Source organism: Amedibacillus dolichus DSM 3991 (assembly GCF_000154285.1).
Classification (GTDB): Bacteria; Bacillota_I; Bacilli_A; order Erysipelotrichales; family Erysipelotrichaceae; genus Amedibacillus; species Amedibacillus dolichus.
The window spans coordinates 293,585-316,778 of record NZ_DS483474.1 but is presented as its reverse complement, the minus strand read 5'-3'; the positions used below and the strand labels follow the sequence as shown (position 1 = coordinate 316,778).

The window sequence follows — 23,194 nt, the reverse complement described above, 5'->3', positions numbered from 1 at the left end:
TTATGGAAGCATTATGGATCATTTATTGGGGGATTTTAATTTGCAGTATTATTTTTGGCATTATGACGGCAATCAAATACAGCAAAATAAGTGGATCAGTACAACTCCTATTATCTCTTATTCTTCCTTGTTGGGCTTTTATCTTTGCTTTAAAAAGAGATTATTTATCAACCGGTCTAGAATCTAATGAATTGCATTTTATTTACAGTAAGGTTATGAGCGGTGATATGGAAGCCATTTTACTTGTCAGCGGATTTCTTGTTTTAATTATACTTGCAATTTATAATATTTGCTTATTTAGAAAGCATCATCACTCTTCTAAAGCATAACTTTCAATACTCATATATGTAATAAAGGAGCATAGCTATTCGAGCTTGCTCCTTTTGTGTGTATTTTATTTTTGTTCTGCTAAAGCGATATTTTTATCATCATATTTAGATACTATCGGCTTACCTGCTTTTAAAGAGCTTTGCACATCAAGAATACGCTGATTGCTGCTGCCCTTAAATACTAAGCGATAATCCTTTAACTCCGCTTGAAATCTTCCATCAACCAAAACATCAAGATAGCTTAGTAGTTCTTTTTGTATCGGTTCTTTAACTAAATCTTCCCATAAAAAACCGCTGAATGCCCATAGATCATACCCTTTTTCCTTTGCTGCCTTCGCAAGCGGAATCAGCTTTTCTGCTTGTAAGAAAGGCTCACCACCGGAAAAGGTAATACCGGTTTGCAGTTGTGCTTCCTGTATTGCCTGTACCAAGTCATCGACTGCATACTCCGCACCGCCCTGCATATCCCATGTTTGTGGGTTATGGCAATCTTGGCAATGATGCGTACAACCCTGTGTCCATACAACCATGCGCACTCCCGGCCCATCAACGATACTATCGTATTGTAAAGGAGAAGCTAAGCGCAGCATATTAGCCATGCTTTACACGATCTCTTTCTTCTGCCGCTTTACCATTGTTGAAACGATCTACCGTACCTACAAGATAACCGGTGATACGACGAATTTTTTCAAATTTATATTCGCCCTTTGTTTCATCACGACCACACTTCGGACAAATGTGTCCTTCGATTACTCCGCTATAACCACAGCAAGGATCACGATCAACCGGGTGGTTGATACTTCCATAACCGATACCTGCTTCCTTCATACAGCGAACGATGGCTTCAAAAGCTTCTAGGTTATTGGTTGGATCTCCATCTACCTCAACATAGGAAATATGTCCACCATTGGTAAACTCATGGTAAGGTGCTTCCTTCTGAATCTTCTTAAATGCGGTAATATGGTAATACACCGGAATGTGGAAGCTGTTGGTATAGTATTCACGATCGGTAACACCCGGAATTTCGCCATAGATTTTCTTATCAATACGTGTGAAACGTCCGGATAAGCCTTCTGCCGGTGTTGCGATCAAGGAGAAATTCAAGTGATATTTTTCAGTTGCTTCATCACAACGCTGACGCATGTGTGAAACAATCTTTAGACCTAACTGCTGTGCTTTTTCACTTTCACCATGGTGTTCGCCAATCAAAGCTTTTAAACACTCTGCCAAACCGATAAAGCCAATCGTTAAGGTTCCCTGTTTTACTACTTCCTCTAGAGTATCCTCCCAACCTAATTTATCAGATCCGATCCATACTCCCTGTCCCATTAGGAATGGGAAGTTTTTCACCTTACGCTTCCCTTGGATTTCCATACGTTCTAATAGCTGCTGCACAACGACCTCGATTTTTTCGTCCAATTCATTAAAGAATGCCGTTTCATTAAAAGTACCGGTCGTTAACATACCATGCTTGATACCAAGACGTGGTAAATTGATTGTTGTAAAGGAGTTATTTCCACGTCCGGTTGCAATTTCCGGACCGTTTACATTTCCCATAACACGTGTACGGCAACCCATATATGTAGTTTCTGTTTCCGGGTGCCCTTCTTTATAATATTGTGCGTTGAACGGTGCGTCCATAAAGCTGAAGTTCGGGAACAAACGCTTTGCGGAAACACGCATTGCTAATTTAAACAAATCATAGTTTGGATCTTCCGGATTATAGTTGATACCTTCTTTTACCTTAAAAATCAGAATCGGGAAAATCGGTGTTTCTCCATTTCCCAATCCGGCTTCCTGTGCCAGCATCAGCTTTTCGCTAACCAAGCGTCCTTCCGGTGAAATATCAGTACCGAAGTTAATGCTTGAGAAAGGCACCTGTGCACCGGCACGTGAATGCATCGTATTCAAATTATGTACGAAAGCCTCCATTGCTTGGAAGGTCTTGCGATCTGTTGATTTCATCGCTTCCTTATATGTGAAGGCATTGATCTTTTCGATGATTTCATCACTTAAAGCAAATTCCTTTTTCAGCATCTCATTTAATGCACAAACAAATTCATCTTCGATTTCAATCTTAGGTGATTTTCCACATGCTTCCTCGACTGCCAAGAAGCGCTCTTTAATATCCATATCCGGATCCACATAGATTTCCAAAGCACGATTTAGGTTTGCCATATATTCCTTACGGAAGGATTTCGCAACCCCCTTTGCCAAATAGAAATCAAATGCCGGAATACTTTGACCGCCATGCTGATCGTTTTGATTGCTTTGAATAGCGATTGCTGCCAAAGCCCCATAACTCGTAATATCCTTTGGTTCACGCAAGTGTCCATGTCCGGTAGAAAAGCCGTTTTCAAACAGCTTGTCCAAGTCAATCTGACAGCAAGTTAAAGTTCCCATATTCATAAAGTCCATATCATGAATATGAATATCACCTTTTTCATGCATCTGCGCATGTGTTGGATTCATCAGCTGGGACATACAAAATTCTTTGGAAACCGCACTACCATATTGCAGCATCGTACCCATAGCTGTATTTCCGTCGATATTGGCATTTTCACGTTTGATATCTGCATCATTACTATCCGAGAATGTGATTTCACCGATGGATTTCATTAAACGTGTTTTCATATTGCGGATTTTAGAGCGCTCGGCACGATATAAGATATATGCCTCACTTGTTTTCGCATGACCGTTTTCAATCAATACCTTAACCACCATATCCTGTACCTCTTCAACGCTCGGCACCTTATCCTGATAGCAGTTATTCAACAAGCCAACAACCTGCTCACACAAACGCTCCGCAGTTGCATAATCCGCTACCTCTCCACTGTCCTGTGCAACATGACTGGCAGCCAGAAAAATTGCTCGTGTAATCTTTTCCGGTGAAAAATGAATCTCACGACCGTCTCTTTTTTTAATTACCGTAATCATACTCTTACCTCCTTGAATTTTCCATATATCGACATAAAAAAAGGAAATATATTGCTTCTTGATCCTTCGACATTGTGTCTATATTTTATAATGATTTCTTGCATACGTAAACGTATTTGCCTATCTTCTGCTTATGTGCTTGTTTATTATACATCACTTTTCATGTTTTGGGCATTGTAAATCATTTACATTTTTGAAATATTGTTTCTTTCGTTTATCGCTGTATATTTTTGTAAAATCGTATCAAAACAAGCAGTTAAAAAGCTGTGCTTCCTGTCCTTACCGGCACACTTCAACACAGCTTTTATAATACTTTTTTATACATTGAAACGGAAGTGCAGCACATCGCCGTCCTGTACCACATAATCCTTACCCTCTAAACGCAGCTTACCGGCTTCCTTGATTGCCTGTTCGCTTTCCAAGGCATCAATATCTTCAAATTTATAGCATTCTGCACGAATGAACCCTTTTTCAAAATCGGTATGAATAACACCTGCGCATTGCGGTGCCAACATGCCCTTACGGAAGGTCCATGCACGACATTCATCTTCTCCGGCCGTTAAGAATGTGCATAGATCAAGAATATTGTACGCTGCTTTGATTACGCGATCCAAGCCACTCTCCGCAATTCCCAAGTCATTTAAAAAGACCTTCTTTTCCTCCGGCTCTAAAGAGGATAGCTCTTCTTCGATTCTGGCACAAACTGCCACAACCTGATTATGCTCACTGTCCGCCAATTCCTTAACCCTTTGATAATACACATTGGCTTGCGGATCGGATATTTCTTCCTCGGACATATTCGCAACATAGATCATCGGCTTTAGCGTCAATAAGCTAAATGCCTTTAACATTGCCAGCTCATCTTCATCAAGTTCAACGCTACGGGCCGGTTTTCCTGCTTCAAAAGCCTCTTGCAGCTTCTTCAAGGTTGCGACCTCATGCAGTGCGTCCTTATCCTTATTTGTCATTGCTTTACGTTCGATCTTGCCTAAGCGATTTTCAATCGTCTGTAAATCTGCCATGATTAGCTCCAAATTGATGATTTCAATATCACGAATCGGATCTACGGAGCCTTCCACATGGGTAATATCCGCATCATCGAAACAACGTACCACATGGCAAATCGCATCGGTTAAACGAATGTTGCTTAAGAATTGGTTTCCCAATCCCTCGCCCTTACTGGCTCCTTTTACAAGTCCGGCAATATCGGTAAATTCAAAAGTTGTATAAATAGTTTTTTTCGGGTGGAACAACTCACTCAAACGATCCAAGCGATGATCGGGTACCTCTACGACTCCCACATTGGGCTGAATGGTCGCAAAAGGATAATTGGCAGCTTCCACCTGTGATTTTGTGATTGCATTAAACAATGTAGATTTACCAACGTTCGGTAAGCCTACGATACCTGCTGTTAATGGCATATACATACCCCTTTCATTCAACGCATCTATTTTATCATTTTTACTATACAAGTGCTATGCTTATTTTCATATTTCCCTTACATCTGAAGCAAACAGCCGACAAATGCACTAAGGGCAATACACGCTAACGGGTGCAGCTTATATTTACGTATGAGAACATATAAGCCCAGTGCAATCCCCACTGCAAGTAAAGAAAATCCTTCCATAGTTACTCCGTTAGGAAAAAACGCCAACTTGGCGACACGTAAGCCTGCTGCGGCAATCAAAGCCGTAGATGCCGGACGTAAGCCTTTAAATATACATTCAACCGTCTTTGAATTTTTAAAGCGCTCCATTCCCTTGGCAATGATAATAATAATGATAACGGAAGGTGTAACAAGAGCTAAGGTTGCCAACAATGCACCTGATATGCCATCTACCAAATAGCCTACATAGGTGGACATGTTAATGCCCATAGCACCGGGCGTAGATTCGGATATGGCAATCATATTGGAAATATCCAGATGTGTGAACCACCCGCTCTTATCTACCATGTCATAAATAAACGGCAAGGTTGCCAAGCCACCGCCGACAGCAAATAATCCCGTTTTGAAAAATTCAAACATCAAACGAAATAATGTTTTCATCACTTCATCACCGCCTTATGATAAAGCATATATCCCACAGCACCACAGCTTACGACCAAAATGATTGGGGAAACTCCTGTACATACCGCAAGCACAAGAATAATCGCAAAAATAACAAGTGAATAGGCATCGATAATACTTTTCTTGCCAAGCTTGATAATAGCATCGAAAATCAGCACTGTAACACCTATGCGAATGCCTGCGAAGGCATGCTTGACGATTGGCAGCTCAGCATAGTTTTGCATAAACATGGAAATTAACAAAATAATGATGAGTGATGGGGTTAAAAAACCGAGTGTTGCGGCCAGTGCTCCGCGTAACCCCTCTTTTTTATAACCGATGAAGGTGGCGGTATTGATGGCAATAATACCCGGCGTGCATTGTCCGATGGCATAATAATCCATCAGTTCCTCCTCACTTGCCCAATGATATTTTTCTACTACCGTTCGTTGCAACAGTGATAACATGGCATAGCCACCGCCAAAGGTACAAAACCCCACCGAACAAAATACCTGATATAGCTTCCATAGAGATTGCATAGCGTTTCTCCTTTCACTCAAAAAGAAGCGAATGACTATTCTTCGCTTCCTTGATCTGCTTTTTCAATAACACGCTTTAATTTCTTTTCAAATTCTACACGTGGAAATAATACACTTGTTCCACACCCCAAGCATTTGATGCGAATATCCGCTCCCATGCGAATGACTCTCCAATATTTCGATTTATGGCAAGGGTGCTCTTTTTTCATTTCCACAATATCGTTTAAATCGTAGTTCTTATCCACCATTTCGCATTATCCTTCCTTCTTTTCATAAGCCTCTAAGGTATTTTCCAATAACATCGCAATCGTCATCGGTCCAACTCCTTTGGGAACCGGAGTAATGTATGCCGCCTTTTCCTTTACGGCTTCAAAATCCACATCACCGCACAGCTTGTTGTTTTCATCACGATTGATACCAACATCAATAACCACTGCACCTTCCTTTACCCAAGAAGCATGGATATAGCGTGGCTTGCCGATCGCCGCAATCAAAATATCTGCTTGTGCGGCAATTTCTTCTACATTTTTCGTACGGGAATGGCATACTGTTACCGTCGCATGCTTATTCATCAACAGCTGTGCAACCGGCTTTCCGACAATATTGCTACGTCCTACCACAACTGCTTTTTTGCCGCTTAAATCATCGTAGCCGATTTCCTCTAGGATACGCATGATGCCTTTGGGAGTACAGGAGATAAACGTATCCTCTTGCAACATCAGCTTTCCTAAGCTAATTGGGTGAAAGCCATCGACATCTTTAGCGGGATCAATCGCAAACAGCACCTTATGCTCATCAATATGTGCAGGCAGTGGCAGCTGTACCAAAATTCCATCGACTGCATCATCAACATTTAACTTTTGAATAAAATCCAAAAGTGCTTTTTCACTGATGTCCTGTGGCAAACGAATCAAATCGTTTTCCATTCCGATTTCCCTACAAGCCTTTTCCTTTCCTGTTACATAAGAAAGACTTGCCGGATGATTGCCTACCAAAACAACACATAGCTTCGGCAATCGCTTACCTTCCTGTTTTAAGGCTTGCATTTTCGCTGCTAATTTTGCTTTTATCTTCTTGGCAATTTCACTTCCATATACAATTTCAGCCATATCTTTCTCCTTTTATTTTCCAACCCATTCATAACTGTCAAGCAAAATGGTAACCGGTCCGTCATTTAACAATTCCACCTTCATATCCGCACCGAATATGCCTGTTTCTACAACGATACCATAGCTTTCCAATTCCTTATTAAACAGCTCATACAGCGGCTTGGCGATTTCTCCCTTTGCTGCCCTATCAAAGCTTGGACGTCTGCCCTTACGACAATCCGCATAAAGTGTGAATTGTGAAATTGATAAAATCTTACCCTTAACATCTTGCAAACCTTGATTCAGCTTTCCGTTTTCATCTTCAAATACACGCAGTTGTGCACATTTGCTTGCCAGCTTCTTTACGATTTCTTCCGTATCGGTATCCGTAATTCCCACAAGCAATAAAAAGCCCTGTTCAATCTGTCCGCAAACAGTATCATCAACCTTTACGCTTGCATGTTTTACCCTTTGTAGTAATACTCGCATATATTCTCCTTAATATGTTAAAATTTCGACTCCCTTTTCGGTAATCAAAACGGTATGCTCCCATTGTGCAGACAGCTTTCCATCTTCGGTATAGCTTGTCCAACCATTATCCGCATCAATATATAAATGATAATCTCCTTCATTGATCATCGGCTCAACAGTTAACACCATGCCCGGTGCTAACACCATGCCTGTATCGGCTTTCCCAACATGGGAAACAATCGGGTCCTCATGGAACTCCTTACCTACCCCATGCCCTGCAAAGTCAATAACCACACTGTATCCGTTCTTCTTGGCATGTGCCATAATCGCCGCACCGATATCACCTACATGTCCCCAAGGCTTGATTGCCTGAATACCGATTTCCAAACATTCCTTGGTAACCTCTACAAGACGGCGGGCATTCTCACTTACCTCACCGATCATAAACATACGAGAAGCATCGGAGTAGTATCCATGAAAGATCGTTGATACATCGACATTTACGATATCCCCCTCTTGCAAGATGATATTTTCATCGGGAATCCCATGGCATACCTCATCATTGATCGAAGTACAAACACTTTTCGGAAACCCCATATAATTTAACGGTGCCGGAATCGCTCCGTGAGAAACCGTATAATCATACACCAACTGATCAATTTCTGCTGTACTCATACCGGCATGAATATGCTTTGCGACATGATCCAATACACCGGTATTGATCTTAGCGCTTTTCTTAATGCCTTCAATATCCGCTTTGTTTTTAATTAAGGAACGATCGGGAATCACATGCCCCTCTCTTGCCATTTGCGATAGTCTTTCATCAAACTTCTCATGACATTGCTTATATTTTTTTCCACTGCCACACCAGCAGCGTGTATTTCTACCCATTTCCATTTCTATACACCTCGTTTTCTTTCCTTAGTATATCATTATTCCCTAAAAATTTCATATCTTGACTCTTATTTTCTTTTTTTATCTGTCATATACGTTGATAATTCCTTATAAATCCGCTAAAATATCAACAAATGAAAGAGGGATTTATATGAAAAACAGAGAGAAATTCTCGTCGCGTCTGGGCTTTTTGTTAATTAGCGCAGGCTGTGCCGTAGGTTTGGGAAATGTATGGCGTTTCCCCTATATCACCGGTCAATACGGCGGAGCTGCATTTGTACTGCTCTATTTAATCTTTTTAGTGATTCTCGGCTTACCGATCATGGTTATGGAATTTTCGGTTGGACGTGCTTCACAGAAATCATCGGCACAATCTTTTGATGTCTTAGAGCCACCCAAAACCAAGTGGCATGGCATCAAATATTTTGCAATTGGAGGCAACTACCTTTTGATGATGTTTTACACAACAGTCGGAGGTTGGATGCTGAATTATTGTTTCAAAATGTTGAGCGGACACTTTAATGGTTCTTTGCATACGGAAGAAGTCAGCGCAACCTTTAGCAACATGTTGGCAGATCCGTGGCAAAATATTTTTTGGATGCTAGCTACCATCATCATCGGTTTCTTCATTTGCAGCCGCGGTTTGCAGAATGGAGTTGAAAAGGTATCGAAATACATGATGTCATGTCTATTCATCGTTATGTTGGTGCTTGTCGTTCGTGCTTTTACCTTACCAAATGCAATGGAAGGCTTGAAGTTTTATCTGGTTCCCGACTTCCATAAAATGATTGAAAACGGGATTGGCAATGCAGTATTTGCGGCAATGGGACAAGCCTTCTTTACCTTAAGCTTAGGTATCGGTTCTTTGGCAATCTTCGGTTCTTATATCGGAAAAGAGCATCGTTTAACACAGGAAAGCTTAAATGTTTGTATCTTAGATACCTTGGTTGCTTTTATTGCCGGCTTGATCATCTTCCCATCTTGCTTCTCCTTTGGAGTGGCAGCTGACAGTGGTCCGGGATTAGTATTTGTAACCTTACCAAATGTATTTAATTCAATGGCAGGAGGAAGTATTTGGGGCTTTTTATTCTTTTTGTTTATGTCTTTTGCGGCACTTACAACCATTATCGCCGTGTTTGAAAATATCGTTGCCTATGCCATGGACAGCGGTTGGACAAGAAAAAAGGCCGTTCTCGTAAATTTTGTATTGATTATTGTACTATCACTTCCTTGTGCTCTTGGTTTTAATATCTTATCGGATATTCAGCCACTCGGTGTTGGAACAACCATTCAAGATTTGGAAGATTTCATCGTTTCCAACAACTTGCTTCCACTTGGCTCCTTGCTGTATCTAATGTTTTGTACACATCGCTATGGCTGGGGCTGGAAAAACTTTATTAACGAAGCGAATACTGGTAAAGGGAGAAAATTCCCGGCAAAACTATTTAGCTACTGTGCCTATATTTTACCGGTAATCATTCTGGTAATCTTCTTCCAAGGCTACATCGAAAAATTTACATGGCCTTTGAATTTCATTCTTGCGACAGTGATCTTGGCAATCGTCTTGTATTTTCCGATACAGGCATGGGTTGCCAATCGCAGAAAAGCAAAATAAGAGCTTAGCAATAGGCTCTTTTCTTTTGTCCTTTTCATAATCCATGATACAATATTATTATTGAGAGGTGTTGCGAATGGCAAATATATGGGGACATTTAAAAACCATTACAAAGCATAAGATTGCGGTAACCAAGCTTTGCTTTCGCTGTGGTTTATATAAACAAGGGCTTCTGCATGATTTATCCAAATATTCTTGGGTGGAGTTTTCCGCCGGTGCTCGTTATTATCAAGGCAATCGCAGTCCGATCGATCGGGAAAAGGAAGTCAAGGGGTATTCGCTTGGCTGGCTGCATCACAAAGGAAGAAATAAGCATCATTGGGAGTATTGGTTAGATAATGCTGCCGATGGAATTCAGCCTTTGGAAATGCCCTTAAATTATGTTATCGAAATGTATTGTGATCGTACCGCTGCTTCCAAAATCTATATGAAGGACGCTTATCATGATGGCAGTGCTTATGAATACTTTATGCGTGGCTATCACCATGTTCTTATGCACCCCAACACCAAAGCATTGTTGGAACATATTTTAATTTATCAACGAGATCATGGTACGGATCAAACGATTGCTTATATTCGCAAAGAGCTGTTAAAAAATAAATAAGCGGGCAATTCACAGAGGTATGTTGAATTGCCTGCTTATTTATTACGAAATATACTATTTAAAATATTATTTATGATGTAACTATATTTTGATTTTATACTTGCTTTAACCATTCAAAGTATTCTAAATTTCTTATTTTAATTCTTCAAATGTTGGATAACTTGCTATGGCACCTTCTTTTGTAACAGAAATTGCACAAAATTTATTTGCGATATCCAGATAATGCTTTAATTGATTTTCTTTAAGCCTTTCAAGATCCTCTAATTCTACTTTATCTTTTGCCAATTGATATAATAAACAACCAATAAAGCCATCTCCTGCTCCCGTTGTATCTACTGCCTTAACCCTTTTTCCTTCTGAATAAACTTTTACATGTTTTGTATATGCTGTTGCTCCTTCTTTACCTGCTGTATAAATTATTAACTTTACGCCTTTTTCAAATAAAGAATCCAAAACATCTTCAATATTTTTACTTTCAAAGATAAATTCCACTTCTTCATCACTAATTTTTAATATATCTGCATAGTTAATGTATTCGTTAATTGTTTTTCTTAGATATCCATAATCTTCAAATAACGGTAAACGGACATTAGGGTCAAATGAAATAACAATATTCTTCTCTTTAGCAATTTCTAATGCCCGATCATGCGCTTTACGCATTGGAAATTCCCCCAATGATACGGAACAAAAATGTAACGCGTATGCATCTAAAAACCACTCTGGATTTATATCTTTTTCAGACAACAACATATCCGCACCCATTTTTCGATAAAAAGAAAATTCACGATTCGCTTGTTCATCTAAAGCCACAAACGCTAAAGAAGTATTTGCCAAATCTGTTCTTTTCACATAATCTACATGCACATTAAAATCTTCCAATTCTTTAATAATTTTGTCTCCAAACGAATCGTTTCCTAACATTGTAATAATATTGCTAACTCCTCCAAGCTTTGAATATGCACCACACACATTCAAAGGAGCACCACCTAATTTCGGAGAAAAACTGTTTACATTCATAATTTTTCCAACATTTGAAGGAATCATATCAATCAGCGCTTCTCCAATAGCTAACAGCTTTTTCATAAAATTTTAACCCCCTTCATTTCATAAGTTATCATCTCTTTAATGCCTTCTGTTTTTATATTTAATTGATTATTGGAATCATAAAACCTTGAAGTCATAGTATATCTTCCATCATTAATAAAAATCTCAAGTACCGTCTCATCTATAAATATCGACATTTTATTCACTTTTATATTTTGAATATATCGTTTATTTCTATTACAGTTACATTTAGAAAGATCTAGACATAATTCGTTTTTCTTATATACCATTTTTATATCATTTAAAGACAAAACAAATTCATTATCAGCTTCAAATTCAATATTGCTTGATTTCGAGATTGCAAAAGAGCGACAATATTTCTTCTTCTCTTTTCGCAAGCTTAATATTTCATCAATCGGTTTTTGTATCATTCTACCTTCCTTAAATTCTATTTGCCTTGGCATACTTAATGTTTGATTCCAATCATCATATATATCAAGATATTCATTATCCGGCATTCCTATCCACGCCATCATAATCAATCGTTTTGAATTATAAAATGTTTGCGGAGCATAAAAATCGAACCCGTAATCTAAAGCTTGATATTCAACTAAATCTTTCCCCTTAATTTTATAGTACCCACAATCATAAACATTTTTAAATATCTCTTGCTCTTTAACAAAGCCTTGTGGACAACACATAATAAAACTATTGCTTTCATTTTTAAGTAAATCAGGACATTCAATCATATACCCTACATCTTTTTTAGGAGTATATCGTTGAAAGTATTTCCACGAATTAAGATCCTTACTAATATATTCTAAAACACAGCTTGTATCATCATGCAAACGTGCCCCTAATAAAAGATGATAATTCCCCTCTGAAATAAATAATTTAGGATCTCTCACATGCTTCGTGCAATCTCTTGGATAATCTTTATTCGATAAAAGACAGCGCTTGTTTTTAAAATTGAATCCATCTTTACTTTCTACACAAATTAAATTTTGTTCTCTTCCCGAGTGTATATAATCATGATTTCCTGCATATCGTACATTTCCCGTATAAAACAAATACAATGTATCTTCTTTAATGATTGCACTCCCTGAATAAGCTCCGTTCATATCATATTCAGAATCTGGTAAAATAGCCAGCTCATGCCTTGTATATGTTACAAAATCAGTGGTTGAATAATGTCCCCAAGCTTTATTCATACGTCCTTGTAAGTCATCTTCGTCAGCTTGATAAAATATATGATACCTGCCATGAAAGAAAACTAACCCATTGGGATCGTTTAACCAACCTTTTCTAGGCATCAAATGATAATTTAGTTTTTTGGCTGCCATATCATTCTAGAATCTCCTTAATAAAATCAGCCATTACACACCATGCTTCCTCTGCTTCTTGTGGCATATACTCATCAAAGCATTCATGTGTAAAACCATGACGACAAGAAGAATATTCGATATATTTTACATCACCGCCAGCTAGTTTCATTTTTTCCGCGAAAGCTTTTTCTTCATTTTTTAATGAATCAAATTCCGCGCTTATCACTAACATTTTAGGTAAATTATGAAGATCTGCCAACAATGGCGATGCTAATTCTTCATCTAACTCATCAAAACTATTATAGTACCAATTGATATATTGCAGCATTCTATTTTCTGAAATTGCTTTGGACGGATCTTGTACCTTTCGAAGATCTGCGCTTATCTCTTGTCGTAGAGGAGGATAATCTAAAATAGCACCCTTAATTCCGATTTCTTTTCTATCACGATCGATTAAAGATAAGCATGCTGAAATATATCCGCCTGCGCTATGTCCCATGACCATAACATTTTCTTTATCAAGCAATAATTCTTCGTTGCGTTTCAGAACTTCCACTATTGCCTCATAGCTTGAAAATAACGGTTTGGGATACTTAAATTCCGGTGCTAAAACATAATCTACATTCAAAATAGCACAATTTGTTAAATCTGCTAATTTCCGACAGTATTTTCCATCTTGCTCATAGTATCCTAAAACATTTCCTCCTCCATGAAAATTGAATACAGCTTTCAATGGCGTTTTTCCATTCCAATTCAGTGGTCTATAAATAGATATATCTACATATCCAGCAGTTTCTGTCTTTACACAAATTTTTTCAAATTTTCCATGTAACCGTTCTTCGTGTATCATATCTGCATATTTAATTTCTTTTCCCATACGATATTCAAAAATTGTATAATCTTCTTTTCTCATCATATTACTTTCTTCCCATCCTGTTCATCCAATAATCTGCCAAAAATACCCATTGATTCAAATGACAATCAATCTCATCATCTATATGAGTCAACCTATTATCCAACGCTTTTCCATGTTCACCATGACCAAATAAATGATATTCTACTTGCACATCAAATTCTAATAATTTTGCGATGAATTTCGTAGAATTTCGAGAATCAACAACCGGATCATCTATAGAATGCCAAATGAACATTGGTACAGTATCTGTTGAAATATAGTTTAATAAATCCACTTTATATATTTGTTCCAATAAAGGTGTATTCGTTTGATATAAGACATAATTCATTATCTTTTGGACTTTCTTTACACTTTCTAACTTGTGTTGCACCATAAATTCTTCACTATTCGGTCTTAAGAAAGGATAACCCAATATAATTCCCTTTGCTTTTAATTCGTTTTCTTTCGGTTTAAAACTTAATTCTTTTATGATACTAGGATCATTCCAACGAACCCCGCAAGATGCGCAAACATGACCTCCAGCTGAAAATCCCATCATAAATATACGATTCACATCAATTTTCCATTGTTCTGCATTTTGTTTTATGATATGTAATGTTTCAAACATCTCAACAACTTGGAGCGGATACTTTGCAGCTTTTAAAATACCTTTTTCTGGATGTTCACGATCCGAACCAACAGAATATTTTAATACAAACATTTGGTATCCCATTTTCATGAATTCAAGCGCAATAGGTTCCCCTTCTTTCGTAGCATGAATTGCATACGCACCACCTGGTGCAACTATAATAGCAGGTCTTTTTCTAAATTCACGATAGTTTATTTCTGAATCCATGATATATGTATCAAAATATGCTCCACTAGGCAAATAAATTTTTGAATTTATCATATAAACACCTCTTTATTAAATGACTTGAGGGGAGCTATTCCCCTCGTTTTCTATATTAACCTTGAATATCTTTTTCGTTTTTATCAAAACCAAAGAAATATACAAATACGGCTGTTGCTACAAATGCAATTACACATGCAATAATCCCATTAACCACATTAGCTTGTGATTTACCAAGGAAACATAATGCCGCAAATATATTGGAAGATGGAACAAGAGTAGCATCAATAACTCCGGTTAATCCTGCGTATGCACCACCTAAGAATCCTCCGGCTAACAGACCAATGAATGGTTTCTTGTATTTTGTGCATATACCATAAATTGTCGGTTCAGATGTTCCAGCAACAATTGCGGTAATTCCATAAGATAACGCAAGTGCTTTCTGTTCTTTATTTTTCAAACGTAAGAAGGCACCGATGCCAACACCCATAATTGAAAAACTAGAAACAGAAACTGCAACTGCTGCAAAACCATCAAATCCCTTGGTAGCAAAGATCTGGAACAACGTTGTAATCAATACCATGTGCATACCGGTCATTACCAAAACAGGATATAAAGCAGCGATTAACCCAATACCAATAAATCCAGCAATACCTTCTAATGAGAATAATGCAGCTACTACATATTCCCCAATAAACGCTCCTGCTGGTCCAAACACACATAATGCAATTGGTAACATAGCAGCAAGGGTAAATGCCGGTGAGAATACGGAACGAATAGATCCGGGAATGATACGATCAAAGAAATGAGCAATATATGACATTACCCAATTTGATAAAATGATTGGTACAATTGAACTAGCATAGCTTTGAACATTGCATGGGATTCCATAAACTGTAAATTCTTTTCCAACTAAACCTACAAATGTCGGGTGGATTAGAATAGCCCCCATTAAAATACCTAGTACCGGATTCAAATTAAATTTCTTTGCACTCGTATAACCAACAATTACCGGGAAGAAATAAAATGCTGCATCTCCTACAAATGTGAATAATGTGTATAAATCATTTCCTTCATGTAATACATCTAATACATCTGGCCCCAATACAGCAACAAGCATTTTAAAGAATGCAGATGCCACAATTGCTGGAATAGCTGGACCCATACTTCCGGAAATGGCATCTAAAATCCCATTTCCTATTGATTTGATAGTGATTTTTTCTTTCTTTACCGGAACAATGTCTTTATCTGTATTTTCAAAATTTCCTATTTCACAAATTTCTCTATAAACATCTTTTACTTCTGTCCCAACAACAACTTGTAGCTGACCACCTGCACGTACTACACCTAATACACCAGTAATTGCTTCAATCTTCGCATCATCTGCAATACTCTCATCTTTCAAGTTAAATCGTAAACGTGTTTGACAATGTAATACTTTAGATACATTATCCTTTCCACCTATTTGTTTTAAAACATTTTCTGCAATTTGTATAGCTTTTTCTTTTTTCATATCTCTTTATCCTCTCATAAAACAAAAACCTTTACGCAATATGCACTTATAGATGCAAATTATGTAAAGGTTATGCCGATTCTATCGTAACACCCTAATGTGAACATAATCTATTGACGTGAAGAATTAAATATAAAATTTCTTCATCGCCAATATTCCAATTAAATTTATCAAAAATCAGTTTTTTAATCAATAATACACATTGATATGTTTCTGTGTATTCATTTTTTAATACTTCAAATAATTTTTTATTTGCACTACTTATTTCTGTGCATTCGTTTTTTCTTCTGAATAAATACTGCATGTGTGAAGCAAATCTCGAATAATTGAATGAATGCATATCTATCGAAACGTTCATTTGCGCTTCTATTACGTGAACAACTTCACGTATAAACTCTGATTTAAGCTTAACATTACCTGATACTGTTATATTTTCTTCTGAATTGATAATATTCATTGCGATTGCATACATTTCTTCTTCTGGCAAATCAATATTCCGTCTTTTTTTCATTAATCCTAAGGTATATTTAGCAATCTTTACTTCCACCGGATATAAATCTCTCAATTCATTTGAAATCGGGGTTGAAAAAATCATACCTTTATCCATACGTTCAATTGCAAAATTCAAATGATCTGCCAATGTATATTGTGCATTATGTTTTAATGGTACACTTAACATTGTTGTAGCTAAATCTATCACATCTGCTGCAATACTAAAAATTTCAGAATCAATATATTCAAACAAATTCAAATACTCTTTATCAACGTTATAGAAAGTACGATCAATCTTACTTAAATCTTCCAATATATACGGACATTTAGGAAAACCAATTCCTAATCCGATAGCAATCAATTCTCTTCCGCTATTATCTTTACATATAGCTGCATTATTCCCTAATTTTTTTATTACTTCCATATACTATCACTACTTCTTTTCTAAGGTAATCACTACTTCTGTATTTGTTGATACATTTGCAAGTTTATTTACTTTCACATAAAATTCATCTGAATTTGTTATAACCATAGGCGTTTCTATTGCATATCCTTTTTTTTGAAGAAATACAATATCCACATCTAAAATAAGATCTCCTTTTTTTAGCCTTTGCCCTTCTTTTGCAACCTGTTTAAAACCTTTGCCTTCTAATTGAATCGTGTCCAATCCAAAATGAATCAAAATTTCTGCTCCATTGTTAGCTTTAATTCCAATTGCATGCTTCGTTGGAAACACAGTTATAAGCTCACCATCACATGGAGAATAAATCTTGCCGTCATTTGAAATAAATGCGACTCCCGGCCCCATCATTTCCGAAGCAAAAACTTTATCAGGTACTTCTTTTAAATCAATCATCTTCCCATTCACCGGAGATGCTAATTCGACGATTCTTTCTTTTTTCTTAAATCCAAACATCATTTGCTCCCATCGTGAGAAACAAAAAAACTCTTTTTCTGCTCCCCATCTTCTTACTACATAGTAATTGAATAAATCGCTGGTTAAGCCTCAAAAGAGTTACTCTCATTGATTTCAACTTAATTTAATCATAAAAGAATAGTTATGTCAATATTTTTCGAAAACGATTTCATTCTGCTATTCGTTTGCTTAATTGTTCATTTTAATAAGATAAAACCAACGATTATTTTAGTTATTTCATAATCTTACTCATTGCTAAACGAACATATACGGCAATCGGTATGACACTTATCCAAATAAAAATTTTCAAAAATCCAGGATAGATCCACTCTCCGATTTCACACACCAACAGCATTCCCGCAATTAACAAATACAGATTTCCCATAAGCTTGCAAATTAGGGGAATATCAATCTCTTCTCGATGCTTTTTTGCTCCCGGTACAAGCACTAAGACATGATATTTCTTAATCGCAAGTGCCATGATCGAAAATATCACGATTAGGCTGATAAGCAGGATATGCAGTTTCATTATACTTCTTCCTCTATTCCGCCTAATAGCTCTAAGATGCGGTTCAAATCATTATTTCCTTTATAATGAATCGTGATTTGCTTTTCACTAACCTGCACTTTTGTTTGAAAGCGATTTTGCAAGCGGTTTTCCACACTGGTTAGATTAACATCTTTTTCTTTCTTTACTGTTTGTGGCTTCGGTGTTTGTAATGCCTTTACATACGCCTCAATAGCACGTACACTCATACCCTCTTTGATAGCTTTTTTTGCTGCCTCTTCCATTTGCTTTTCATCATTCAATGCCAACAAGGCACGTACATGTCCCATGCTTAATTCACCATTTGTTACATGCTCCTGCACCTTTTTTGGAAGTCTTAGTAAGCGTAACATATTCGCAACATGTTCTCGAGATTTTCCGATACGCTTTGCAAGCTCCTCTTGGGTATAGCCAAGCTTTTTAATCAGCTTTTCATAGCCCTGTGCTTCCTCGATGGCATTCAAATCCTCACGTTGTATATTTTCCAACAAGGCAATTTCCATCATTTGCTGATCATCAAAATCCATTAAAATTGCCGGTATGTTTTTTAATCCCGCAAGCTTAGCGGCACGCAAGCGTCGCTCACCGGTAATCAGTTCATAGCCCTTGATTGTTTTCTTAACCAAAATCGGAGTAAACACTCCATGCTGTTGAATGGAGTGTGCTAATTCTTGGATTTTTTCATCATCGAAAACCTTGCGGGGCTGATATGGGTTCGGCTTTACTTCACTGACAGCGACTTCAAATTTTGCATCGCTATGTACTTCGCTTTTTCCCTGTTGGATATCCTCCAATACGGAATTGACATCTTCACCGAAAATCGCAGATAATCCTTTTCCAAGTCTTGGATTGCTTTCTTTCTTCGCCATAACTAGCCTCCTTATTTTGTTTTCTTATTCATTCTTTGTACCTCGCTGGCAAGTCCGGCATACGCCTTTGCGCCCTCGCAGCGTACATCATATTCAAATACGGACATTCCTCTTGATGGCGCTTCACTCAACTTAACATTACGGGGTATGTAGTTCTTATATACTCTTTCTTTAAAGTGGCGGCGTACCTCCTGCTGTACCTCAACGCTCAGCTTTGTTCTCGCATCGTACATCGTCAATACAACACCTTCAATCACCAAATTCTTATTGAATAGCTGCTGTACCAAACGAATGGTTAATAACAGCTGTGTTACACCCTCTAAAGCATAATATTCACACTGCACCGGAATAATGACCGAATCGGCAGCGGTTAAAGCATTGGTGTTCAATAAGCCAAGAGATGGCGGACAGTCGATGATGATGAAATCATATTCGTCCTTTACCTTATCTAGCTTATTTTTCAACAGCTCTTCCTTACCGGCTTCAAATTTCACCATTTGCAAGTCTGCACCGGCAAGTGCGATATTGGCAGGAACGATATCAATCGGCGGAGAGGATAGCTTTTTACAAATATCGCTTACCTCATAATCCTCCATGATCAGATTATAAACAGATAGCTTGTCATCACCAACCTCAGCGCCTACTCCTTGTGTAGCGTTTCCCTGTGGATCAAAGTCCACCAATAAAACACGGTTTCCCAAATAGCCTAAGCCGGCTGCCAAATTGATGGAGGTTGTTGTTTTTCCGACACCGCCCTTCTGATTGGATACTGCAATTATTTTTCCCATCTTCATCGTCCTTTCTACTTCGGTATGCGAATGGTGATGATCACATCATCTTCAAGCTCTTCCTGTGATACCTTTGCATCGACACCGGCACGCTTTACCATTGCTACTGCCTGATGAATCGTATTAACGGCAATCTTTACATTCTTACTGATACCCTTCAGCATCACCTTTTTCTTTTCTTCTTTTGGTAGCTTTTCTTGCTTTACAGCCTTTTCCGTCTGTGAAACATTTAAGCCCTTTTTCACAATCGTATCTAACATCTTTTGCTGCTTATCACTATCCAAGCCCAACAGCGCACGTGCATGACGCTCTGTGATCTGATGTGCGGATACTGCATTTTGTATGTTTTCATCAAGCTGCAAAAGGCGAATCTTATTCGCAATCGCCGACTGTGATTTTCCTACTCGCAAAGCCAGCTCCGATTGATTGACACCGGTAAAACGCATAATATCGACATAAGATTTTGCTTCTTCGATCGCACTTAGATTTTCACGCTGAATATTCTCTACAAGTGCCATCTCCGCCATTTGAATATCATTGGCGTCCATAATTACGACCGGTACTTCCACCATACCATTCATCTTCATCGCACGATATCTTCGCTCACCGGCAATGATCTGATAGCCGTTCTCTGTTTTACGTACACTAATCGGTTGAATCAAACCATTTTCACGAATGGATTGGGCTAACTCCATTAGTGCTTCATCGTTAAATTCGATACGTGGCTGATAGGGATTAGGTTCTATCTGATCAATGGTAACCATTTTCGTTTCTCTCATACTACTCTCCTTTATAAAGGGTTCTTCTTTATCTTCGCAAATGCTCTTGGATAGCATTTCGGTGTTTTCTTAACCTTCGCAAATCCAAAGTTGATACGCTTTGAACCATCGCTCAAGGTTTTTTCATCACGCTGTGCCAGTCTACAGCCGAGAATCTCGATTGCATGCTTGGCATTTTCATATTCCTCATCGCCGTTTGCACCCTTGAGCGCTAAAAACGTCCCATTCAGCTTTACCAAGGGAATACACAGCTCTGATAACATTGGCAAATTCGCTACAGCTCTGGCACTTACGATATCAAAGCTTTCCCGATGCTCCTTGGCATAATCCTCCGCTCGTGCATGCACAAGCACTACGTCCTTCAACCCCAGTTTTTCACATAAGGCATTTAAAAAAGTGATTCGCTTTCCCAAGGTTTCTACGATTGTAACCTTTAGCTGCGGATATACGATTTTTAATGGGATACTGGGAAAACCGGCTCCCGCTCCCACATCACAAAAGCTTCCGTTTATTTCCATATCAAAAGAGGGCAACAGACTATCCAAAAAATGTTTTTCGTAAATTTCATCAATTTCCGTAATAGCGGTTAAATTCATTTTTTTGTTCCATTCCACAAGCATCTGCGCATACTCATCAAACTGCTGTTGCTGCTGATCATTTAATACAATTCCTTGCTTGCCCAACGCATCAAAAAAATCCTGTTTATAAAACTGCTTTGTCATGATATCCCTCCAGTATTTTATATTATACCAAACTTACCCTTTGAAATGAATATTTACTTTTGTTTTTCCCCTACATCACCCCATACATTACAATCATTTTTACATAGTAAAGAAAGGGGTGAGTAGATGTTTTTCTTTCTTTTCGCTTTGATTATCGCCTATTTGGTATATGTATTGTTAATATATCCAAGCCGCTGCTGCCAAAAATGCAAACGACGAAGATAACCTAAAAAAGATAGTTAAAAGCAAGCTTATTGCATATTCCCTTATCTTTGTGTTTATTATCTCTTATAAATTTTATGGTACTTGAGCTTTCATAACACAAATTTCAATATTCATTCAAAAATAGCGAGGCATTTGTCTAATCCATTTCTGCCTCGCTTGTTTATGCTATTCAATTTTACCAACAATATCCTTATCTTTGCATGCGATATCTCATCGGATTGCAATACATCGGATACCTTTATCTATCTTATGACGATTATTTCAGACAATTTTTTTACATTTGTATGTTACAGGTTCACTCGCCTATTTTCCTTTCTTCATCTGAAATATCTATGAACTCATCTCTATGATAACCGATTGTATGTATTTCTAATATTTTGTATTTTTCGATTACTTGTATTTTGTTTTTTCATCGGTTATACGAATGACTTTCAACATTAGCTTCTGTCTTTCCTTTACCTAGTTAGCAATTCCTCACCAGATATCACTTCCTTTTGTCTTTCCCAACAGTCGCTAGATGTATTTTCATCATTTGATCGATATGGCTTTGCTTCCTAATACATGAGCCTCTTTCACCGACTTTTCTTTAGGCATCTTCACTTCGATGGTTTCCACACCGTATGTTTTATGGTCCGCTATTATTATGATTATTTCCCTTTCATTCATTCCTTTACAAGAAATGCTTTCACGTATGAATGAAATAATCTAGCCTCTAAAACTTCCCATTTTCTCACCGCTCTCTTTCTTTACACCTTTATTATAGTCCATCATTTGAAATTGTAAAGCGTTATGGAAGAATTGGTATATTTTTGGAAAAATCGGTTATCTCAGGCGTACATACTTCCGTATTTGTTCACTTACCTCGTTTTTTCTCGCTCTTGCAATCGGTAATTTTATCTTTTGTAAATATACCGTATCAGGTGTCATTTGCGTAATATGCTGCATATTCACAAGATAGCTGGCATGAATCCATAGAAAGTTATTTTTCGCAAAATCATGACTTGCCACCTTCATGCTCTTTCGTTCACGAAACTCTCCTCGCTTGGTATGATAAACCAAAAACTTATCCTCCTTTTCAATATAAAGAATATCCGCAATGCGCAGTGGTATTTCCACATTGTTATAGGCAAACATATACTCCTCTTGATTACTAAGCATACGTTCAACATGTGGCATAATACGTGCAATTTCTTCCTTTATATGATGCTTATTAAGATAAAAAATACGAGCAAATGGCAGAATGATTTTCTCACATTCCGTCAGCTCCTCTTTCATATATATAACAATGCGCTGAGGGTTGTTTAAAACAAAGGATTGTGTAATACGCGGAATCTCGAATTTTTGATGAAAAACAATGATATGAAATTCTTTTTCCTCCTGCGCAGTTGCCAGCTCTGATATTTTTCTAAATGCATGAAAAGCAAATTCCTGTTTCTGATGAGCAGATGCTAATTCAAACATAATGTCTTTTGCAACTTCTTCGGTTTCCAGAATTGCCACTCGCAGCATATAATCACTCCTGTCATCTACATATATAGTAAAAATATTATCTTTATTATACGCTATAAGCATACTTTATGAAAGCTTTGTTGTTACTATCACAACCCTTCGTGCTTACTAACTTATAAAACAAAGCATTCTCTTATCCTGCAAAAGAATGCTTTGTATTTCTATTATTTAATTAAAATACGGATTGATACAACGC

Annotated in this window: 25 protein-coding genes; 3 read left to right on the top strand and 22 right to left on the bottom strand. The window is 37.6% G+C overall.

Annotated features, from left to right (window positions below):
• The first annotated feature begins 2 nt into the window (after window positions 1-2).
• Window positions 3-329 carry a hypothetical protein gene (locus tag EUBDOL_RS04530; protein WP_040463067.1) on the top strand — a complete coding sequence of 109 codons (327 nt, stop codon included), beginning with the start codon at window positions 3-5 and terminating at the stop codon, window positions 327-329.
• Between the two features lie 65 nt (window positions 330-394).
• Here the strand turns inward: EUBDOL_RS04530 and nrdG are convergent, their stop codons facing one another.
• The 9 genes from nrdG to EUBDOL_RS04485 form a co-directional block, all read right to left on the bottom strand.
• The gene (gene nrdG / locus EUBDOL_RS04525) at window positions 395-928 is read right to left on the bottom strand and encodes an anaerobic ribonucleoside-triphosphate reductase activating protein (RefSeq protein WP_004798957.1); all 534 of its coding nucleotides are present in this window, start codon (window positions 926-928) and stop codon (window positions 395-397) included.
• Window positions 921-3,266 (bottom strand): anaerobic ribonucleoside triphosphate reductase, encoded by a 2,346-nt coding sequence (locus EUBDOL_RS04520; RefSeq protein ID WP_004798955.1) that lies wholly within the window; start codon window positions 3,264-3,266, stop codon window positions 921-923. The genes nrdG and EUBDOL_RS04520 overlap by 8 nt, the downstream gene beginning before the upstream one ends.
• 317 nt (window positions 3,267-3,583) lie before the next feature.
• Complete coding sequence (gene ychF / locus EUBDOL_RS04515; RefSeq protein ID WP_022420996.1) at window positions 3,584-4,687, bottom strand: redox-regulated ATPase YchF; 1,104 nt, start codon at window positions 4,685-4,687, stop codon at window positions 3,584-3,586.
• 77 nt (window positions 4,688-4,764) lie between these two features.
• Window positions 4,765-5,313: a chromate transporter gene (locus EUBDOL_RS04510; RefSeq protein ID WP_004798949.1), complete on the bottom strand. Its 549-nt coding sequence runs from the start codon at window positions 5,311-5,313 to the stop codon at window positions 4,765-4,767.
• Window positions 5,313-5,852, bottom strand: coding sequence for a chromate transporter (locus EUBDOL_RS04505; protein ID WP_004798947.1), 540 nt, complete (start codon window positions 5,850-5,852; stop codon window positions 5,313-5,315). The genes EUBDOL_RS04510 and EUBDOL_RS04505 overlap by 1 nt, the downstream gene beginning before the upstream one ends.
• Window positions 5,853-5,887: 35 nt before the next feature.
• Window positions 5,888-6,100 carry a DUF951 domain-containing protein gene (locus EUBDOL_RS04500; RefSeq protein ID WP_004798945.1) on the bottom strand — a complete coding sequence of 71 codons (213 nt, stop codon included), beginning with the start codon at window positions 6,098-6,100 and terminating at the stop codon, window positions 5,888-5,890.
• A 6-nt stretch (window positions 6,101-6,106) separates the two neighbouring features.
• The gene (gene folD / locus EUBDOL_RS04495; protein ID WP_004798943.1) at window positions 6,107-6,961 is read right to left on the bottom strand and encodes a bifunctional methylenetetrahydrofolate dehydrogenase/methenyltetrahydrofolate cyclohydrolase FolD; all 855 of its coding nucleotides are present in this window, start codon (window positions 6,959-6,961) and stop codon (window positions 6,107-6,109) included.
• Window positions 6,962-6,973: 12 nt separating this feature from the next.
• Window positions 6,974-7,429 (bottom strand): D-aminoacyl-tRNA deacylase, encoded by a 456-nt coding sequence (dtd, locus tag EUBDOL_RS04490; protein ID WP_004798942.1) that lies wholly within the window; start codon window positions 7,427-7,429, stop codon window positions 6,974-6,976.
• A 9-nt stretch (window positions 7,430-7,438) separates the two neighbouring features.
• A complete protein-coding gene (locus EUBDOL_RS04485) occupies window positions 7,439-8,308 on the bottom strand; it encodes a methionyl aminopeptidase (RefSeq protein ID WP_004798940.1) in 870 nt (289 codons plus the stop codon).
• A gap of 148 nt (window positions 8,309-8,456) precedes the next feature.
• Between EUBDOL_RS04485 and EUBDOL_RS04480 the strand changes: the two genes are divergently transcribed.
• Complete coding sequence (locus EUBDOL_RS04480; RefSeq protein ID WP_004798938.1) at window positions 8,457-9,920, top strand: sodium-dependent transporter; 1,464 nt, start codon at window positions 8,457-8,459, stop codon at window positions 9,918-9,920.
• Between the two features lie 76 nt (window positions 9,921-9,996).
• The gene (locus EUBDOL_RS04475; RefSeq protein WP_004798003.1) at window positions 9,997-10,524 is read left to right on the top strand and encodes a DUF5662 family protein; all 528 of its coding nucleotides are present in this window, start codon (window positions 9,997-9,999) and stop codon (window positions 10,522-10,524) included.
• Between the two features lie 132 nt (window positions 10,525-10,656).
• Here the strand turns inward: EUBDOL_RS04475 and EUBDOL_RS04470 are convergent, their stop codons facing one another.
• The 13 genes from EUBDOL_RS04470 to EUBDOL_RS04410 all read right to left on the bottom strand — a co-directional run bounded on the left by EUBDOL_RS04470 (window position 10,657) and on the right by EUBDOL_RS04410 (window position 22,998).
• A complete protein-coding gene (locus tag EUBDOL_RS04470) occupies window positions 10,657-11,607 on the bottom strand; it encodes a carbohydrate kinase family protein (protein ID WP_004798001.1) in 951 nt (316 codons plus the stop codon).
• Complete coding sequence (locus EUBDOL_RS04465) at window positions 11,604-12,911, bottom strand: glycoside hydrolase family 32 protein (RefSeq protein ID WP_004797999.1); 1,308 nt, start codon at window positions 12,909-12,911, stop codon at window positions 11,604-11,606. The genes EUBDOL_RS04470 and EUBDOL_RS04465 overlap by 4 nt, the downstream gene beginning before the upstream one ends.
• Before the next feature lies 1 nt (window position 12,912).
• The gene (locus tag EUBDOL_RS04460) at window positions 12,913-13,809 is read right to left on the bottom strand and encodes an alpha/beta hydrolase (protein ID WP_004797997.1); all 897 of its coding nucleotides are present in this window, start codon (window positions 13,807-13,809) and stop codon (window positions 12,913-12,915) included.
• Between the two features lies 1 nt (window position 13,810).
• Window positions 13,811-14,698, bottom strand: a complete 888-nt coding sequence (locus tag EUBDOL_RS04455) for an alpha/beta hydrolase (protein WP_004797996.1) — start codon at window positions 14,696-14,698, stop codon at window positions 13,811-13,813.
• 55 nt (window positions 14,699-14,753) lie between these two features.
• On the bottom strand, window positions 14,754-16,151 hold the full coding sequence (locus tag EUBDOL_RS04450; protein ID WP_004798936.1) for a PTS transporter subunit EIIC: 1,398 nt from the start codon (window positions 16,149-16,151) through the stop codon (window positions 14,754-14,756).
• A gap of 94 nt (window positions 16,152-16,245) precedes the next feature.
• The gene (locus EUBDOL_RS04445; RefSeq protein WP_004798934.1) at window positions 16,246-17,067 is read right to left on the bottom strand and encodes a PRD domain-containing protein; all 822 of its coding nucleotides are present in this window, start codon (window positions 17,065-17,067) and stop codon (window positions 16,246-16,248) included.
• Window positions 17,068-17,076: 9 nt separating this feature from the next.
• Window positions 17,077-17,559: a PTS sugar transporter subunit IIA gene (locus EUBDOL_RS04440; protein ID WP_004798932.1), complete on the bottom strand. Its 483-nt coding sequence runs from the start codon at window positions 17,557-17,559 to the stop codon at window positions 17,077-17,079.
• Window positions 17,560-17,791: 232 nt separating this feature from the next.
• The gene (locus tag EUBDOL_RS04435) at window positions 17,792-18,088 is read right to left on the bottom strand and encodes a hypothetical protein (RefSeq protein WP_004798931.1); all 297 of its coding nucleotides are present in this window, start codon (window positions 18,086-18,088) and stop codon (window positions 17,792-17,794) included.
• Window positions 18,088-18,975, bottom strand: a complete 888-nt coding sequence (locus EUBDOL_RS04430; protein WP_004798929.1) for a ParB/RepB/Spo0J family partition protein — start codon at window positions 18,973-18,975, stop codon at window positions 18,088-18,090. Before EUBDOL_RS04430 ends, EUBDOL_RS04435 begins: the two co-directional genes overlap by 1 nt.
• Window positions 18,976-18,986: 11 nt before the next feature.
• Window positions 18,987-19,763 (bottom strand): ParA family protein, encoded by a 777-nt coding sequence (locus EUBDOL_RS04425; RefSeq protein WP_022421008.1) that lies wholly within the window; start codon window positions 19,761-19,763, stop codon window positions 18,987-18,989.
• 14 nt (window positions 19,764-19,777) lie between these two features.
• Window positions 19,778-20,542, bottom strand: a complete 765-nt coding sequence (gene noc, locus EUBDOL_RS04420; protein ID WP_004798926.1) for a nucleoid occlusion protein — start codon at window positions 20,540-20,542, stop codon at window positions 19,778-19,780.
• An 11-nt stretch (window positions 20,543-20,553) separates the two neighbouring features.
• Window positions 20,554-21,264, bottom strand: coding sequence for a 16S rRNA (guanine(527)-N(7))-methyltransferase RsmG (gene rsmG, locus EUBDOL_RS04415; protein WP_004798923.1), 711 nt, complete (start codon window positions 21,262-21,264; stop codon window positions 20,554-20,556).
• Between the two features lie 1,047 nt (window positions 21,265-22,311).
• On the bottom strand, window positions 22,312-22,998 hold the full coding sequence (locus tag EUBDOL_RS04410) for a LytTR family DNA-binding domain-containing protein (RefSeq protein ID WP_040463065.1): 687 nt from the start codon (window positions 22,996-22,998) through the stop codon (window positions 22,312-22,314).
• Between the last annotated feature and the right edge of the window lie 196 nt (window positions 22,999-23,194).

Bases quoted from the DNA above. Each gene is read 5' to 3' on its own strand.
- EUBDOL_RS04530 (WP_040463067.1), top strand. From the start codon at position 3: ATGGAAGCATTATGGATCATTTATTGGGGGATTTTAATTTGCAGTATT.
- nrdG (WP_004798957.1), bottom strand. From the start codon at position 928: ATGGCTAATATGCTGCGCTTAGCTTCTCCTTTACAATACGATAGTATC.
- EUBDOL_RS04520 (WP_004798955.1), bottom strand. From the start codon at position 3,266: ATGATTACGGTAATTAAAAAAAGAGACGGTCGTGAGATTCATTTTTCA.
- ychF (WP_022420996.1), bottom strand. From the start codon at position 4,687: ATGCCATTAACAGCAGGTATCGTAGGCTTACCGAACGTTGGTAAATCT.
- EUBDOL_RS04510 (WP_004798949.1), bottom strand. From the start codon at position 5,313: ATGAAAACATTATTTCGTTTGATGTTTGAATTTTTCAAAACGGGATTA.
- EUBDOL_RS04505 (WP_004798947.1), bottom strand. From the start codon at position 5,852: ATGCAATCTCTATGGAAGCTATATCAGGTATTTTGTTCGGTGGGGTTT.
- EUBDOL_RS04500 (WP_004798945.1), bottom strand. From the start codon at position 6,100: ATGGTGGATAAGAACTACGATTTAAACGATATTGTGGAAATGAAAAAA.
- folD (WP_004798943.1), bottom strand. From the start codon at position 6,961: ATGGCTGAAATTGTATATGGAAGTGAAATTGCCAAGAAGATAAAAGCA.
- dtd (WP_004798942.1), bottom strand. From the start codon at position 7,429: ATGCGAGTATTACTACAAAGGGTAAAACATGCAAGCGTAAAGGTTGAT.
- EUBDOL_RS04485 (WP_004798940.1), bottom strand. From the start codon at position 8,308: ATGGAAATGGGTAGAAATACACGCTGCTGGTGTGGCAGTGGAAAAAAA.
- EUBDOL_RS04480 (WP_004798938.1), top strand. From the start codon at position 8,457: ATGAAAAACAGAGAGAAATTCTCGTCGCGTCTGGGCTTTTTGTTAATT.
- EUBDOL_RS04475 (WP_004798003.1), top strand. From the start codon at position 9,997: ATGGCAAATATATGGGGACATTTAAAAACCATTACAAAGCATAAGATT.
- EUBDOL_RS04470 (WP_004798001.1), bottom strand. From the start codon at position 11,607: ATGAAAAAGCTGTTAGCTATTGGAGAAGCGCTGATTGATATGATTCCT.
- EUBDOL_RS04465 (WP_004797999.1), bottom strand. From the start codon at position 12,911: ATGGCAGCCAAAAAACTAAATTATCATTTGATGCCTAGAAAAGGTTGG.
- EUBDOL_RS04460 (WP_004797997.1), bottom strand. From the start codon at position 13,809: ATGATGAGAAAAGAAGATTATACAATTTTTGAATATCGTATGGGAAAA.
- EUBDOL_RS04455 (WP_004797996.1), bottom strand. From the start codon at position 14,698: ATGATAAATTCAAAAATTTATTTGCCTAGTGGAGCATATTTTGATACA.
- EUBDOL_RS04450 (WP_004798936.1), bottom strand. From the start codon at position 16,151: ATGAAAAAAGAAAAAGCTATACAAATTGCAGAAAATGTTTTAAAACAA.
- EUBDOL_RS04445 (WP_004798934.1), bottom strand. From the start codon at position 17,067: ATGGAAGTAATAAAAAAATTAGGGAATAATGCAGCTATATGTAAAGAT.
- EUBDOL_RS04440 (WP_004798932.1), bottom strand. From the start codon at position 17,559: ATGTTTGGATTTAAGAAAAAAGAAAGAATCGTCGAATTAGCATCTCCG.
- EUBDOL_RS04435 (WP_004798931.1), bottom strand. From the start codon at position 18,088: ATGAAACTGCATATCCTGCTTATCAGCCTAATCGTGATATTTTCGATC.
- EUBDOL_RS04430 (WP_004798929.1), bottom strand. From the start codon at position 18,975: ATGGCGAAGAAAGAAAGCAATCCAAGACTTGGAAAAGGATTATCTGCG.
- EUBDOL_RS04425 (WP_022421008.1), bottom strand. From the start codon at position 19,763: ATGGGAAAAATAATTGCAGTATCCAATCAGAAGGGCGGTGTCGGAAAA.
- noc (WP_004798926.1), bottom strand. From the start codon at position 20,542: ATGAGAGAAACGAAAATGGTTACCATTGATCAGATAGAACCTAATCCC.
- rsmG (WP_004798923.1), bottom strand. From the start codon at position 21,264: ATGACAAAGCAGTTTTATAAACAGGATTTTTTTGATGCGTTGGGCAAG.
- EUBDOL_RS04410 (WP_040463065.1), bottom strand. From the start codon at position 22,998: ATGCTGCGAGTGGCAATTCTGGAAACCGAAGAAGTTGCAAAAGACATT.